The following is a 16,069-nucleotide window of genomic DNA, read 5'->3' as shown; positions in this document are numbered from 1 at the left end:
GCCCGGCACCGCGTTCCCGCTGCTGGTCGTCATCGTGGACGAAGCACAGGTGGCGTTCATGTGCCCCGCCAGGACCCGCCACGTCAACGAGGACGGCAAGGTCAAGGAAGGCGCCCCCTACGGCGGTTCCAAGGCCACCTCCCGCTACTTCACGGCCGTACGAAAGATCCACAACCAGGGCCGAGCGGTCAACGTCCTGATGTGGCAGGGCACCCAGGACCCCACCGACCAGAACCTCCCCAAGCTCGTCCGCGAAGGCGCCCACACCCGCGCCTCCCTCGCCCTCGGCACCGAGTCCCAGGCCCGCATGGCACTCGGGGACAAGGCCGTGGACGGCGGCGCCGCCCCCAACCTGCTCCGCCCCGGACTCGACAAGGGCACCGTCGTCGTCGCCTCGGACGGCATCGCCATCCCCGCCGGCCAGGCATCCATCACCGTACGCACGCACTACATCAGCACCGACGACGCGACCGAGATCGCGGAACGGGCCAAGGCGTTGCGCGACGGCGTCACCACCCTCACCGTCATCGAGTCCGGTGAAGACCGTGACCCGCTCGCGGACATCGCCACCGTCCTCGGGGACGCGCCCCGGCTGCGAACCCAGGACGTCATCAAGCGGCTCTCCGCACTGGACGCGGACGCGTACGGGGACTGGTCGCCCGGCGACCTCACCCGCGTCCTGGACGGCACCGGAGCCGAGCCCTACAAGTCGGACGGCCGCATGGTCGTCGGCCGCAACCAGATCACCCGCGTCCTCGCGGAACGCGACAACGACGATTCCGCTTCCACCCCCGAGTAGCAGGGAGGCGACCCGGTTCGGGTCAGGGAGGCAGGGAGAACTCCCTGACCCCCTCCCTGACCCGCCTCCCTGCACTTGACCTGCACGAATGATCGTTCAGGGAGGCAGGGAGGCACCCCAGGTCAACCCCCGAAAACCCCCTCCACAGCGCACCCCACAGGGGGTGGCTGTGCCTCCCTGACCACGTATCGGAAGGGATTCCGCATGTTCCCCGACCACACCCCCCGACCGCCCGCCGTACGGGCCGCAGAGGTCCACCGCCCTGTCCCCCTCACCCCGACCGTGTCCGTCCCGGCACCGCTCGTTGCGGTGCAGCCGGAGACGGTCCCCACCGTGGCGAGCGTCGTCCTGCCGGACGGCCGGGTCGTCACCGGCTACGCCGTCACCCCCGCCCACCCCGACCCGGCCACCGTGAAGCCGGCGGTGTCCCGCGTCGCGGTGAACGTTGCCGTGGGCGGGGTGGGGTTCCTCGCGGTGTGCGGCGGACTGCTCATGCTCACCGCCTTCATCACCGCCCTCACCGCGCTCATCACCCAGCTCATCGTGCTGGCCGCCGTGGTCTTCGGCGGGTTCGTCGCCGTCCAAGTGCTCACCGGCAAGGGCCACAAGACCGGGACCACGGTGAACATCCGCCGGGCGGTCATCAAGCGCAACCACTTCCACGGCTAGCAACGCCAAGGGCGACCCCCTCTCACGCCAATGAAGCCGGGGTCGCCCTCACCCATCCAGCCCGCTGATACCGAACTGGAGACCTCCAGCATGACGCAACCCACCCCTATCCGGCGAGAGCGCACACCCGTGCGCCCGCGCCTGCTGGACCTGTTCTGCTGCCAGGGCGGCGCCGCGAAGGGCTACGCCGACGCCGGGTTCGACGTGACCGGCATCGACAAGGACCCGCAGCCGCGTTACCCGTACCGGTTCATCCAGGCCGACGCCATCGCGTTCGTCCTGGAACACGGTGCCGGGTTCGACTTCATCCACGCCTCCCCGCCGTGCCAGCACGACAGCGAGTGCCAGCGCATCCAGAGCCGCACCCACCCCGACCTCATCGCCCCCACCCGCACCGCGCTGGAGACCACCGGGCGCCCGTGGGTGATCGAGAACGTGCGCGGTGCGCTGCCGAAGCTGCGCGGGCCGGTGATGCTGTGCGGGCCGATGCTCGGGGTGGACACCTACCGGCACCGCTACTTCGAGACCGGCGGCGGCTTCCACCTCACCCAGCCCGAGCACCCCGACCACACCGTGCCGCAGGCCAAGATGGGGCGCCCGGTCCCGCCCGGCCACTACGGGCAGTACGTCGGGAACTTCTCCGGCGTCCCCCTCGCACGCGCCGTGCTCGGTGTGCCGTGGATGAACCGCGACGGCATCCGCGAATGCATCCCGCCCGCCTACACCGAGTGGATCGGCCGTGCGGCCCTTGCCGGGCCTGCCGATCCTGCTCCGGTGCTGGGGGTGGCTGCGTGAACGCCCGCGTGCTGCCGCTGCGCAGGCCGAACGGCCTGCGGGTGCTGGACCTGTGCTGTGGTGCCGACGGCCTGTCGATGGGCTACTACCTGGCCGGGTTCGACGTGACCGGCGTCGATCACCGCCCGCAGCCGAACTACCCCTTCACCTTCCACCAGGGCGACGCCCTCACCTTCCCCCTGGACGGGTTCGACCTGGTCCACGCCTCTTGGCCGTGCCAGCGCTTCGCCCGCGTGACCGGATGGCGCGGAAACCGCGCCGACCACCCCGACCTGCTCTCCCCTGGCCGCACCCGCCTGAAAGCCTCGGGACTGCCGTGGGTCATGGAGAACGTCGCGGAAGCTCCGCTGAGGCCGGACTACCTGCTGTGCGGCACTCAGTTCGGGCTCAACATCCGCCGCCACCGCACGTTCGAAACGTCATGGGGTGGCGGCGGAGACCTCCTCCCGCCGTGCTGGCACCGCAAGGGCCTGCTGGCCTTCGAGCACAAAGGCGAACGCGCCTACGCCGACGCAATGGGCTGCACCTGGATGACCAGCATCGAAGCCCGCCAAGCTGTACCCCCCGCCTACACCCACTGGATCGCCACCCAGTACCTCGCCCTGGAAGGAAAGGCAGCGGCATGAACACCACGCCCGAACTCCAGCAGGCCGCTCTCGTCCTCGCAGCAACCGGTGTCCCGGTCCTGCCGCTGCGGGCCGGGAAGGTGCCGTTCGCCAACTGCCCCGCCTGCACCGGCACCGCGTGCGGGGGACGGCCCCACATGCGGCAGGCGGGCCCCTGCACCTGCGCCGCGCCGTGCCACGCGTGGGCCGCCGCCACCACCGACCCCCACGTCCTCACCTCCCCTGCGTGGACGGCGGCGTGGCGGCGGGCCGCCTGCCTCGCCTACCACCCCGGCGGCGCCGGCCTGACCGTGGTGGACCTCGACAACCCCGCCGCCCTCACCTGGGCCCGTGACACCCTGCCGCCCACCCGGACCGTGACCACGACCAGAGGCGAACACTGGATCTACCGGGGCGTCATGCGGTCCTCGAACGCGGTCCGCCCCGGCGTGGACATCAAGTCCACGATGTCCTACGCCCGTTGGCTCGGACCCGGCGCCGGCCCCCTCACCGCCCTGCCCGACACCGTCCGCGCCCTGGCCGTACGGCAGACCCCGGCCCGGCCGGCACCGCACATCACCACCGCCGTCGCCGCTGTGCCGGTGCCGGTGGGCGGCGGGGGGTGTCGGCACCGCACCCCCGCCTTCCTGGACCGGGGCATCCACATGGCCGAACAGCAGATCACCAGCGCCTCCAACGCGGTCCACGCCACGGTGTACCGGACGTTCCTGGCGGTGCTGTCCACGCACGGCCGGTGCGGCTGCCTCACCGACACCCACATGACCCGGCTGTTCACCGCCGCGCAGGCCAAAGGCGAAACTCTGCGGCACTGCACCGAGGCGTGGACCAACGCCCGCACCCGGTTGGGACTGTGACCATGTCCGACGACGAGAAGAACCCCGCCCGCGAGATCATCACCGACTACGCCCAAGCGCACTTCCGGTACTTCCGCACCGCCGACGGCACCGTCTACGCACAGCGCAACGGCCACCCCGTCGCCCGCCCCATCCGCTCCCAGGGCACCACCGGCAGCCACCGCCAGGAACTCATGGTCGGACTCTTCCGCGACGGTCGCGGCGTCTTCAACGGCACCGCCCTCAAAGAAGCCCTCGACCTGATCGAAGCGCTCGCGCTGACCGAGGACGTACAGCCCGTGCACATCCGTGTCGCGCCCGGCTTCGACGGGGCGACCTGGCTGGACCTCGGACGCGCCGACGGGCAGTCCGTCCGTATCCACCCCACCGGCTGGGACATCACCGTCCCCGACCCGCGTGAGGTGTGCTGGCGGCGCACCCAGCTCACCGGCGAACTCCCCCTCCCCGCCAAGGACACCGACGGCAAGGGCATCGACCTGCTCCTGCGGCTGTGCAACTTCGCCGGCGCGGAAACCGAATGCCTCGCCATCGCCTGGCTCATCGGCTGCCTCGGACCCTCCGTCCCCGTCCCCGCCCCCTTCCTCACCGGACCCCAGGGCGCGGGCAAGTCCACCGGCGGACGGATGCTCGTACGGATCATCGAGGGCATGACCGGCGACCTGCGCCGCGCCCCCAAGGATGAGGAGAACCTGATCGCGGCCGTGGCCGCCGGATGGGTCACCGCCCTGGACAACCTCTCCCACATGACCCCCGACCTCTCCGACGCCATGTGCTGCATCGTCACCGGCGCCGAGAACGTCAAACGCGCCCTGTTCACCGACGGGGACGTGTTCCGCGCCCGCTACCGCCGCCCCCTGCTCCTGACCGGCATCGACGTGGGCGTCATCCGCCCCGACCTCGCGGAACGCCTTCTGCCGCTGCGGCTGGAGAGGCCCCGTGTCCGGCGTACGGAGGCGGAGTTGTGGGCGGAGTACGCGGAAGCGCTGCCCGTGATCCTGGGGTCGCTGCTTGATCTCACGGTCAAGGTGCGGGCGGCTGAGGCGGAGACACCCACCGATCTGCGGATGGCGGACTTCGCGCACCTGTGCGCGCAGCTCGACGCCGCGACCGGCTTCGGAGCACTCGCCGCCTACCGGGCCCGCCTGGACGACCTCAACGACGACGTGATCGAGGGCGACCTCCTCGCACAGACCGTCCTCACGCACGCCGACACCGTCGAGCCGGGCACAGCCCAGCGGATGACCTCCACCGAGTGGCTGCACTGCCTCAGCCGCCTCTACGCGGGTGACGACTGCCGTCCCCTGCCCAAAGGATGGCCCACCACCGGCAAAGTCCTCTCCGACCGCCTCAAACGGCTTCAGCCCACCCTCGCCGCCCGAGGCGTCCTCATCGACTCCGGCCGCACCATGACAGGCCGCTACCTCGAACTCACCCGAACCCCCTCCCCACCCCCCTACCAACAGCAGACCCTCTGACCCGCGCGCGAACAGCAAGAGGAGCACCACCCGCCGACGAGGTGCTCCTCTTGCTGTTCGGCGGCACCGCCGCCCGCAAAGGACGCGCCGCGCAAGCGGCTCCGAACATCCGCCTGAAGCAGCACCGCACCACCACAGACACCCCCTCTTTTGTCCTAAGAGGGAAAGCCCTGCGTCATCTGCGTCATGCGGACCGAAAAACCGCCGCTGACCTGCGATGAACCCCATGACGCAGACGGCATCCCCTGCGTCATCCTGCGTCATCTGCGTCATGCAATGACGCACCCCCATGACGCTGCCATGACGCACCCCCACACCCCTGCGTCATACAAAACAGCAGGTCAACAGCCCGCATGACGCTGATGACGCAATGACGCAGAAATCCACACCTCGGACAACCCGCGCCTTCACGCCTTGGCGCTCTATCAAGGAGCATCACGCGCATGGACACGGCCCCCTTCGCCGCCATCGACAGCACCCTCGTACTGCTGACCGTGGAAGAGGCCGCCCGCCGACTCCAGATCGGCCGGACGACCTGCTACCAGCTCATCCGGTCCGGTGAGTTGGAGTCCATCCCGGTCGGCCGGCTGCGGCGCGTTCCCGCCGACGCCCCGGCCGCGTACGTCACCGCGCGCCGGACGCAGAACCGCGCCGCCTAGTTCGTCCTTACCGGAGCGCCGCCCATCACGGGCGGCGCTCCGGGTTTTCCCGCACCTCATGAGGAGCCCGCGCGTGGCAGAAGACAAGAAGCGCACCCGGCGCGCCAACGGCGAGTCCGCCATCTACCTCGGCAAGGACGGTCGATGGCACGGACGGGTGCCGATGGGCTACAAGGACGACGGCACGCCCTACCGCCGTCACCTGACCCGCCCGACCCGAAAGGAGGTGGTCGAAGAGGTCAAGCGGCTGGAGAAGCAGCGCGACGAGGGATCGGCTCGTCAGCCCGGCAAGCCGTGGACCGTTGCCAAGTGGCTTGAGCACTGGGTGGAGAACATCGCCAAGCCGGTCGTCAGCGAGAACACCTACGACGGTTACGAGGTGGCGGTTCGGGTGCACCTTGTTCCCGGTGTCGGGAAGCACCGCATCGACCGCTTGGAGCCGGAGCACCTGGAGAGCCTTTACCGCAGGATGCAGAGCAACGGCTGCAAGGCCGGCACCGCTCACCAGGCGCACCGCACCGCGCGCACGGCGCTCGGAGAGGCGGTGCGGCGCGGGCACGCGTCCAAGAACGCCGCCGCGCTGGCGAAGCCGCCCCGGATCGAAGAAGACGAGACCGAGGTGGAGCCGTACTCCGTCGAAGAGGTGCAACGTCTCCTGGTCGAGGTCAACAAGCGGCGGAACAGCGCACGTTGGATGCTCGCGCTGGCGCTCGGTCTGCGGCAGGGCGAGACGCTGGGGCTTCGGTGGTGCGATGTCGAGTTGGACAACGAGTACCTGAAGCTGCGCCGGAACCGGTTGCGCCCGAAGTACGAGCACGGATGCTCGGACACGGCGCCGTGCGGCCGGAAGGCCGGATACTGCCCGAACCGGGTGCAGGTGCGCCGCGAGACCAAGAACACCAAGTCCCGCGCTGGTCGGCGTGTGGTTCCGTTGCCTGGCCCGCTGGTGACGATGCTGCGCGCGCATGAGGAGGCGCAGGCGCGCGAGCGGGCGACGGCAGGCAACCTCTGGGTTGAGTCGGAGTATGTGTTCACCAAGCCCCTGGGCGGACCCCTCAGCCCGAACACGGACTACCACGACTGGAAGCGGCTGCTCGAAGACGCACAGGTGCGCGACGGCCGGCTCCATGACGCTCGCCACACGGCCGGCACGGTTCTGATGCTGCTCGGGGTCCCGGACCGGGTCATCGACCAGATCATGGGATGGGAGCCGGGCGGCGCGGCCCGGATGCGCGCTCGCTACCTGCACGTGACCGACCCCATGTTGAAGGAGGCGGCCCGGAAGCTGGCAGGGCTGATCTGGGGAGCTCCGGAGAACCCCGTTGTGGACAAAGACCAGGACAACGAGGGCTGAGAACAACGTCGAAGGCCCCCCTGTTTCCAGGGGGGCCTTCGACATCGTGCCCGGTGAGGCACTGGCGGAGGATACGAGATTCGAACTCGTGAGGGGTTGCCCCCAACACGCTTTCCAAGCGTGCGCCCTAGGCCTCTAGGCGAATCCTCCGCTGGAGACATTACATGACCGGGGGGAGTGGTTGCGAACTCGTTGGGAGGGCGTTGGATCAGGTACTCTTTGCGCAGCCCCTCACGCGGCGCTATCTGACTGAACTCCCCCAGGGCCGGAAGGCAGCAAGGGTAGGTTGGCTCTGGCGGGTGCGTGGGGGGTCCTTGCGTTTCCGTACGGCACGTCCCCTACGGCACCCCCCGGCGGGCACGTCCCCGGTGCCCCGCGTAGGGCGGCACCCCCTACGTGAGCCCCGTACGACGCACCCCTACGGCAACCCCGTACGGCACACCCCCACCAGAACCCCGTACGCCCGCGTACGCCCCGTACGGCATGTCCACGCCGCCAATCCCGCCCAGCCCTCAGCCACCGGCCCCCCGGCCCCGCCCCCCCCCGCACCCTGCCCCACCCCACTTGTCAGTCCCCGCCTATAACCTCGTACACGTGTCGTCTCTCGCGCTCTACCGCCGCTATCGCCCGGAGTCCTTTGCCGAGGTCATTGGGCAGGAGCATGTCACTGACCCGTTGTCGCAGGCGCTGCGGAACAACCGGGTCAATCACGCGTATCTGTTCAGTGGGCCGCGTGGGTGCGGGAAGACGACGAGTGCGCGGATTCTGGCGCGGTGTCTGAACTGTGAGCAGGGGCCGACGCCGACGCCGTGCGGGGAGTGTCAGTCGTGCCAGGACCTGGCGCGCAACGGGCCGGGTTCGATCGACGTCATCGAGATCGACGCGGCGTCGCACGGTGGCGTGGACGATGCCCGTGACCTGCGGGAGAAGGCGTTCTTCGGCCCGGCGGGCAGCCGGTACAAGATCTACATCATCGACGAGGCCCACATGGTCACGTCGGCGGGTTTCAACGCGCTGCTGAAGGTGGTCGAGGAGCCGCCGGAGCACCTGAAGTTCATCTTCGCCACCACCGAGCCGGAGAAGGTCATCGGGACGATCCGGTCCCGTACGCACCACTACCCCTTCCGCCTCGTCCCGCCCGGCACGCTGCGCGAGTACCTCGGCGAGGTCTGCGGGCGCGAGGCCGTCCCGGTCGAGGAGGGCGTGCTCCCGCTCGTCGTGCGCGCGGGCGCGGGTTCGGTGCGTGACTCGATGTCCGTCATGGACCAGCTCCTCGCCGGGGCCGGCGCGGACGGTGTGACATACGGCATGGCGACCTCCCTCCTCGGGTACACCGACGGCTCCCTGCTCGACTCCGTCGTGGAGGCCTTCGCCACCGGGGACGGCGCCGCCGCCTTCGAGGTCGTGGACCGCATCATCGAGGGCGGCAACGACCCCCGCCGCTTCGTCGCCGACCTGCTGGAACGCCTCCGCGACCTGGTGATCCTCGCCGCCGTGCCGGACGCCGTCGAGAAGGGGCTCATCGACGCCCCCGCCGACGTGCTCGACCGTATGCAGGCCCAGGCGAGCACGTTCGGCCCCGCCGAGCTGAGCCGCGCCGCCGACCTGCTCAACGACGGCCTCACCGAGATGCGCGGCGCCACCTCGCCCCGCCTCCAGCTCGAACTCATCTGCGCGCGCGTCCTGCTCCCCGCCGCCTACGGCGACGAGCGCTCCCTCATGGCCCGCCTCGACCGCCTGGAGCGCGGCGTCAACTTCTCCTCCGGCGCCTCCGCCCCCGCAATGGGGTACGCCCCCGCCCCCGCGCCGGGGTACGCCCCCGGACCCGCTATGGGGTACGCCCCCGGCCCCGACGCCCACGGCAGCGCCCCCGGCGCCCCCGGCGCGGCAGCCCCCGCCGCCCCCGTCCCGCCCGGCGGTGGTCCCGCCGCCGCCCGCGCGGCCGTACGAGGCGCGGGCGCACCCGAGCCCGGCGGCCCCGGCAACACAGGCGGGCCCGGCAGCCCCGGCGGCCCCAACGGCCATACAGCAAGCCCCAGTTCACCCGCCGCCCAGCCCCCCGCATCCGCCCCCGCCTCTGCCCCCGCGCAACACCTGCAGCACCAGGCGTCCGCCCCCACCCCCGCCGCCCCGTCCACCGGCGGGCCCGACCCCCGGGTGCTCTGGCCGAACATCCTGGAGGCGGTCAAGAACCGCCGCCGCTTCACCTGGATTCTGCTCAGCCAGAACGCCCAGATCGCCGGGTTCGACGGCACCACCCTCCAACTCGGCTTCGTCAACGCGGGCGCCCGCGACAACTTCGCCAGCAGTGGCAGCGAGGACGTACTGAAGCAGGCGCTGTCCGAGCAGTTCCACGTGCAGTGGAAGATCGAGTCGGTCGTGGACCCGTCCGGCGGCGGCGCCGCACCTCCGCCGTCCGGCGGTCCGGGCGGCTACGGCGGCGGTCCCGGCGGCTACGGTTCCGGCACGGGCCAGGGCTACGGCGCACCGGCGCCCGGCGGCTACGGCGCACCGGCGCCCGGTGGCACCTCCGCCCCGGCACCGGCGGCCCCCGCCGCGCCCCGGCCCTCCGCACCCCCGGCGTCCCCGCCCCGCGGCTCCGCCCCGGCCGCCCCGGCGCCCGTCCCGGCCGCGCCCCCCGTCTCCATCGAGGACGACATCCCCGAGGACGACGACCCCGACCTCCACGAGTCGGCCCTCTCCGGCTACGACCTCATCGTCCGGGAGCTGGGGGCGACCGTGGTGGAGGAGTTCAACAACGAGTAGGCGCTCCACGGGAGTTGAGGACGGCCGCTGGTGAGCGGCCCCCGTTGGTGGTTGCCGCGCGCCGCGCCGCTCCGTGCCGGTGCGCGCTGCTCCGTACCGGTGCCTGCCGCTACGCGCCGGTGCCTGCCGGTGGGTGTGCCGCTCTCGGGCCGGATACGGAGCCACCCCCGCACCACCTCCACGGAGCCACCCCCGCATCACCTCCGCCGCACCCGCCCCTCGTAGGAACCCACAACTTCCCCGCCCCCCACCCTTCGGCGACCCTGCCAGTAGGCTGACCCCCGTGAAGGTCCTTGTCATCGGCGGTGGCGCCCGCGAGCACGCCCTGTGCCACTCCCTGTCCCTCGACCCCGATGTCACCGCGCTGTACTGCGCGCCCGGCAACGCCGGTATCGCCGGGGTCGCCGAACTGCACCCGGTGGACGCGCTGGACGGTGCGGCCGTGTCCGCGCTGGCCGGGCGGCTCGGTGCCGATCTCGTCGTGGTCGGCCCGGAGGCCCCGCTGGTCGCCGGGGTCGCGGATGCCGTACGCGCCGCGGGTGTCCCGGTGTTCGGCCCGTCCGGTGAGGCCGCGCTGCTGGAGGGGTCCAAGGCGTTCGCCAAGGACGTGATGGCCGCGGCCGGTGTCCCCACGGCGCGTTCCTACGTCTGTACGACCCCCGAGGAGGCCGAGGCCGCCCTCGCCGCGTTCGGTGCGCCGTACGTCGTCAAGGACGACGGGCTCGCGGCCGGAAAGGGTGTCGTCGTCACCGATGACATCGAGGCCGCCAAGGCGCACGCGGCGGCCTGTGAGCGGGTGGTCGTGGAGGAGTTCCTCGACGGGCCCGAGGTCTCCCTGTTCGCCGTGACCGACGGCCGGACCGTGGTCCCGTTGCAGCCCGCGCAGGACTTCAAGCGCGCGCTGGACGGCGACGAGGGCCCCAACACCGGTGGCATGGGCGCCTACTCCCCGCTGCCGTGGGCCGATCCCAAGCTGGTCGGGGAGGTCCTGGAGACGGTTCTCCAGCCGACCGTGGACGAACTGCGCCGACGCGGCACCCCGTTCTCCGGGCTGCTCTACGCCGGGCTCGCCATCACCTCGCGCGGGGTCCGGGTCATCGAGTTCAACGCCCGCTTCGGCGACCCCGAGACCCAGGTCGTCCTGGCCCGCCTGAAGTCCCCGCTCGGCGGGCTGCTCCTCGCCGCCGCCGAGGGCACGCTCGCGGACCTCGCACCGCTGCGCTGGAGCGACGACGCCGCCGTGACGGTCGTGGTCGCCTCGCACAACTACCCCGGTACGCCGCGCACCGGCGACCCCATCACCGGCCTGGACGAGGTCGCGGCCGAGGACGGCCCGCACGCCTACGTCCTGCACGCCGGGACCCGGCAGGACGGCGACAGCGTCGTCAGCGCGGGCGGTCGCGTGCTGTCGGTCACCGCCGTGGGCGCGAATCTGACCCAGGCGCGCGAGCGGGCGTACCGCGCGGTCGCCCGCGTCCGGCTCGACGGCTCGCAGCACCGGACGGACATCGCGGCGAAGGCCGCGGCCGACGCGGCGGGGGCGTAGGGCGCGGGGTCAGCCCGTACGACCCCTCCAGTCCGTACGGCCCCTCCAGCCCGGCGGACCCCCTCAACCGCTTCAGTCCGTCCAGTTCATTCAGCTCATCCATAGGGTGCGCCCACATGTGGGCGCACCCTATGTGGGTTCGCAACGCGAGGGCACGCGCGCCCGCCACATGTGGGCTCGCCACATGTGCGCCCACCACACGTGGGCCCATCCCATATGGCAGCCCACCACACGTGCGCCCGCCACATGTGGCCGCCAGCCACACCCCACTCGCACCCCACCCGCACCCCCCCGTGGCCCCCGCCCATGTGGCCCCCACACCCCCAACCCCCTCCCCGGAACAGGGCCAACCCCTGCGCCCAAATCCGGGGCCTGATCCTTGCGATCTGTCACCCACCTCTGACCAGAGCCATTCCATCGAGTGACCGATCGCCCAACCGGCTGACGCGGGCCGGGGCCCCAACTATGGTGCGGCGCAAGCGTTCCGGCACTTGGCCCACCGGCATTGCGATGTCGGAGGCGGGTGCCACAGTGGGGGAGTGAGCAACGCCAGGGCAGGACGCGATCCGCAGGAGGGGGGAGTCCGCACATGACCGGAACGACAGTGGAGATGGGCGCGCTGGCCGCGCGCACGCGGGCCCTGGCCGTACTGCGCGTCCGGAGCCGGGCGCTCGCCGTGGCCCTGCTCCCGGCGGCGGCCGAGGTGATCCTGCTGGCCGGGCTGCCCGGCGGACGGCTCGTCGGGCCGGGCTGGGACGCGGCCCGTTGGGCGGTGGGCGTGCCCGCCGTACTGGTGCTGCTGGTGGCCGCCGGGGTCGCCCTGACCGTGTCCCGCGCCCGTCCCGCCGTCACGCCGACGGTCCCGGTGCCGGAGAAGTCCGCCCCGGATCTGTACCGGCTGGTGCGCGACCTCGCCGACCGCCTCGATGTGCCCGCCCCCTCCGAGATAGCCCTGACCCCGGACTGCGACAGCTGGCTGGAGGACCGCACCCACCCGTCCCACGGCGGTACGGCTCCCCGCGCGACCGGCACCGGCACCGCAACCAGCACCAACACCAGCACCGGCAGCGACACCGAAACGGGCACCGGCACCGAAACGGGCACCGGCACCCCGGAGGCCCCCGCCCCCGACCCGGCGGCCACCCCCACCGCCACCCCCGACCTCACCCCCACCCCCACCCCCACCCCCGCCCCCGTACTCGTCATCGGCTCCCCCTTCCTCTGGTGGATGCGCGTCGGTGAGTTGCGCGCGGTGCTCGCGCCGGTCGTCGCCGGTACGGGCCCGTCCGCGCAGCCCGACATAGCCGCCGCCCGCCGTTTCATACGGGGCCTGGACGCGACGGTGGCCGTGGCCGCCAAGCCGGGCCGCACTCCGCTGGTGCGACCGGTGTACGCGGTGCTCGGCTGGCTCGTCCGCCTGCTGCTGCGGGCGTGCCGCGAGCACGCGGTGTTGATGGAGCGCGGGGTGGCCACGGCGGCGGCCGAGCGCGCCCAGGCCGTGGACTACGGGCTCCGGATCGTCGCCCAGGAACAGGTGGGCCTCGCCTACGCGGGCTGGGACCGGCTGCTGACCAGGGTGGCGCTGCCCGCGTGGCGGATGGGGCGCTGGCCCGCCCGGCTGGACGCCGGGGTGGTGGCCGCGCTGACCGAGCTGTCCCGCCGGGACCGGCTGGCCGAGGGGTTCGCCTCCCGGCTGGGGGAGCGTCCGGCGTGCGATCTGCTGGAGGAGCCGGGCGCGGTGGACGAGGCCGCCTCGCTGCTCGCCGCCCGCCTCTTCCACGGCGGCCCGGCGGAGACCGGTCCCGACTGGGCGCCGGTGGACTGGGAGGCGTACCCGGAGGAGGTCGTGGACCGCACCTGGCGCGCGGACGCGGCCCGGCTGCACCGCGTATTGGACTCCCTCGGCGTCGGCCCGGCCGCCTCCGGCGCCACCGACGCCGAGCCGCCCCGCCCCACGCTGGCCCGTGTCCTGGACCACCTCACCGAGCGCCCCGCCCCGACGAGCTCGGCGTCCCTGCCCACCGGAACCGCGGCCCCCGGCACCGCTTCCGACGGCCAGACCACCGACGGGCACACCGACCTGAACCCCGACGGGCACCCCTACGAGCACCCCGACAGGCACTCCGACGGGCACCCCTACGAGTCCTCCGACGAGCACCCCGGCGAAGCCAACGGCGAAGCCGACGACGAGGCCGACGACGACCCCGGTACCGAACGCGGTACCGCCCTCGCCGCCGGTCTCACCGCCGCGCTGGCCCGCGAGGAGGCGGCCGTACCGCGCGGCGCCACCGGAGTGACGGCACCAGCGGGGCAGGGGCTCGACAGCGCACTGTGGGAGGACGGCGCGCTGCCGCTGTTCCCGCTCCAGCCGCCGCGCTCGGCCCGCGATCTGCTCGCCGACCACGTCACCGCGATGGTGTGCTGCGCGGCCGTGGACACGGCGGGCGCCACCCCTGCCCTCGACTGGCTCGACGGCCCGGCGCTGCTGCTGGACGGCGAACGCGCCGCCGACCTCGGCCCCAAGGTGCTCAGCCTCGTGGAGGACGGCGACCCCGAACCCCTCCGCGCCTGGCTCACCACCACCGGCATACGCCTCGAAAAACCGGTGCGCCTGGTCTGAGAGCCGGGACCACTTCCGGAAACCCGTCTTCCACTTCAGGTCAATTCGCAACGAATAGTGACCGCCCCCGTGCGTCATGTGATGTGCTGGAGACCGACCTCGCACATGGCAAACCCATGCGACATACGACAGCCCGCCCGAAGGCAGACGAGGAGCCACGGGGGAACCGGCCGGGCAGCACCGAGCAGGAACACCAGCACCACCCAGCACCACCCAGCACCGCACCACCAGCAACCCGCACCACCAGGTACCAGCACCACCAAGCACCGCACCACCAAGCACCACCACCCGGCGCGACCAAGCACCGGTACAACAACCACCGGCACCACCAAGCACCGGCACCACCAAGCACCGGTACAACCGAGTAACGGCACCACCGAGTTCGCACCACCCATTGAGGACACGGGGGGCAAGAGGGAGGGGAGCGGTCATGGCCTCGGACCACATCCGCCGCTGGGAGTCGGGAGCGCTCGCACACGCCGTGACGGACCCCTTCGGCCTGGGCCCGGTGCCCTGGTTGCGCGGCAGTGAGACCTACTTCGACGACACGGGCCACGTCGTGCCCTGGTACGTGGAAGCGGTCCCGCCGCAGCCGCCCGGCGCACGCCCGCGCGTGCCCGCGCCCCGCGTCTCGCGCTCCGAGCCGCGCTCGGCGGACGACGTGCACCGCCAGATCAAGGGCTTCGCCTCGGCGGGCGCGGTCCGCCCCGGCGAGGCGATCGACTTCCACATCACGGTCGATCCGCCCCAGCAGTTCAGCGTGGACATCTACCGGATCGGCCACCACGGCGGCGAGGGCGCCGCCATGATCACCAGCAGTCCCCGCCTCTCCGGCACCCAGCAACTGGCGCCGCTCGCCGCCGACCGCACGGTCTCCTGCCACCACTGGTGGCTGTCCTGGCGCCTCCAGATCCCCCCGCACTGGCGGATCGGCGCCTACGTCGCGGTCCTCACCACGGCCGACGGCTACCGCTCGCACATCCCGTTCACCGTCCGGGACGACCACCCGGCCGACCTGCTCCTGCTGCTCCCGGACATCACCTGGCAGGCGTACAACCTCTACCCCGAGGACGGCCGGACCGGCGCGAGCCTCTACCACGCCTGGGACGAGCGGGGCGGGCTGCTCGGCGAGGCGGACGCGGCCACCACCGTCTCCTTCGACCGCCCGTACGCGGGCGCGGGACTGCCGCTGCACGTGGGCCACGCCTACGACTTCATCCGCTGGGCCGAGCGCTACGGCTACGACCTCGCCTACGCCGAGGCCCGCGACCTGCACGCCGGACGCGTCGATCCCTCCCGCTACCGGGCCCTGGTCTTCCCCGGCCACGACGAATACTGGTCGGTGCCGATGCGCCGCTCCGTGGAGGCCGCCCGCGACCGGGGCACCTCACTGGTGTTCCTCTCCGCCAACACCATGTACTGGCAGGTGGAGTTGGCCCCCTCCGCGTCCGGTGTCCCGGACCGCCTGCTGACCTGCCGCAAGCGCAAGGGCCCCGGCAGACCCGTGCTCTGGCGCGAGATCGACCGCCCCGAACAGCAACTCCTCGGCATCCAGTACGCGGGCCGCGTCCCCGAGCCGCACCCGCTGGTGGTCCGCAACGCCGGTCACTGGCTGTGGGACGCCACCGGCGCCCACGAGGGCGACGAGATCCCCGGCCTGGTCGCGGGCGAGGCCGACCGGTACTTCCCGCGCACCGCCCTGCCCGAGCACGAGGAGCGGGTGCTGCTCGCCCACTCCCCGTACACCGACGGCGAGGGCGTACGACGGCACCAGGAGACCTCGCTGTACCGCGCCCCCTCGGGCGCCTGGGTCTTCGCCTCCGGCACCTTCGCCTGGTCCCCGGCGCTGGACCGCCCCGGCCACGTGGACCCCCGTATCCAGCGCGCCACCGCCAACCTCCTGGAC

At 72.2% G+C, this 16,069-nt stretch carries 11 protein-coding genes, 1 tRNA gene, 1 other RNA gene and 1 pseudogene; 13 read left to right on the top strand and 1 reads right to left on the bottom strand.

Translation table 11 applies throughout. The features are described 5' to 3' along the window. From KUM39_RS27455 to KUM39_RS27420, 8 genes and pseudogenes are all read left to right on the top strand, one after another. Nucleotides 1–799: pseudogene (locus KUM39_RS27455) on the top strand (ATP-binding protein); the annotation flags it as partial. A 204-nt stretch (nucleotides 800–1,003) separates the two neighbouring features. Next, the gene (locus KUM39_RS27450) at nucleotides 1,004–1,468 is read left to right on the top strand and encodes a hypothetical protein (RefSeq protein WP_217788481.1); all 465 of its coding nucleotides are present in this window, start codon (nucleotides 1,004–1,006) and stop codon (nucleotides 1,466–1,468) included. A 90-nt stretch (nucleotides 1,469–1,558) separates the two neighbouring features. Then, nucleotides 1,559–2,263: a class I SAM-dependent methyltransferase gene (locus KUM39_RS27445; RefSeq protein ID WP_217788480.1), complete on the top strand. Its 705-nt coding sequence runs from the start codon at nucleotides 1,559–1,561 to the stop codon at nucleotides 2,261–2,263. After that, nucleotides 2,260–2,889, top strand: a complete 630-nt coding sequence (locus KUM39_RS27440; protein ID WP_217788479.1) for a class I SAM-dependent methyltransferase — start codon at nucleotides 2,260–2,262, stop codon at nucleotides 2,887–2,889. The genes KUM39_RS27445 and KUM39_RS27440 overlap by 4 nt, the downstream gene beginning before the upstream one ends. Then, the gene (locus KUM39_RS27435) at nucleotides 2,886–3,743 is read left to right on the top strand and encodes a bifunctional DNA primase/polymerase (protein WP_217788477.1); all 858 of its coding nucleotides are present in this window, start codon (nucleotides 2,886–2,888) and stop codon (nucleotides 3,741–3,743) included. Before KUM39_RS27440 ends, KUM39_RS27435 begins: the two co-directional genes overlap by 4 nt. 2 nt (nucleotides 3,744–3,745) lie before the next feature. Next, a complete protein-coding gene (locus tag KUM39_RS27430) occupies nucleotides 3,746–5,218 on the top strand; it encodes an AICE element replication initiation protein (protein WP_217788476.1) in 1,473 nt (490 codons plus the stop codon). A gap of 443 nt (nucleotides 5,219–5,661) precedes the next feature. Beyond that, complete coding sequence (locus KUM39_RS27425) at nucleotides 5,662–5,877, top strand: excisionase family DNA-binding protein (RefSeq protein ID WP_217788475.1); 216 nt, start codon at nucleotides 5,662–5,664, stop codon at nucleotides 5,875–5,877. Between the two features lie 73 nt (nucleotides 5,878–5,950). Further along, entirely contained in the window at nucleotides 5,951–7,231 is a 1,281-nt protein-coding gene (locus KUM39_RS27420; protein WP_217788474.1) for a tyrosine-type recombinase/integrase, read from the top strand. Between the two features lie 62 nt (nucleotides 7,232–7,293). On the opposite strand, the gene KUM39_RS27415 is transcribed toward KUM39_RS27420, so the two are convergent. Then, nucleotides 7,294–7,381 (bottom strand) — tRNA-Ser (locus KUM39_RS27415). A 72-nt stretch (nucleotides 7,382–7,453) separates the two neighbouring features. Between KUM39_RS27415 and ffs the strand changes: the two genes are divergently transcribed. The 5 genes from ffs to KUM39_RS27390 all read left to right on the top strand — a co-directional run. Next, nucleotides 7,454–7,550: signal recognition particle sRNA small type (gene ffs / locus KUM39_RS27410), an RNA gene on the top strand. A gap of 275 nt (nucleotides 7,551–7,825) precedes the next feature. Further along, nucleotides 7,826–9,997, top strand: a complete 2,172-nt coding sequence (locus KUM39_RS27405) for a DNA polymerase III subunit gamma and tau (RefSeq protein ID WP_217788473.1) — start codon at nucleotides 7,826–7,828, stop codon at nucleotides 9,995–9,997. A gap of 283 nt (nucleotides 9,998–10,280) precedes the next feature. Then, on the top strand, nucleotides 10,281–11,543 hold the full coding sequence (purD, locus tag KUM39_RS27400; RefSeq protein ID WP_217788472.1) for a phosphoribosylamine--glycine ligase: 1,263 nt from the start codon (nucleotides 10,281–10,283) through the stop codon (nucleotides 11,541–11,543). 589 nt (nucleotides 11,544–12,132) lie between these two features. Beyond that, entirely contained in the window at nucleotides 12,133–14,163 is a 2,031-nt protein-coding gene (locus KUM39_RS27395) for a hypothetical protein (protein ID WP_217788471.1), read from the top strand. A 430-nt stretch (nucleotides 14,164–14,593) separates the two neighbouring features. Then, nucleotides 14,594–16,069, top strand: a 1,476-nt coding sequence (locus KUM39_RS27390; protein WP_217788470.1) for a N,N-dimethylformamidase beta subunit family domain-containing protein, incomplete at its 3' end; no start/stop codon positions are given.

It is taken from the genome of Streptomyces corallincola, assembly GCF_019104725.1.
In the GTDB taxonomy this organism is placed as follows: Bacteria; Actinomycetota; Actinomycetes; order Streptomycetales; family Streptomycetaceae; genus Streptomyces; species Streptomyces corallincola.
Note: the sequence above shows the minus strand (reverse complement) of the source record. Positions and strands in the feature narration are given on the sequence as shown.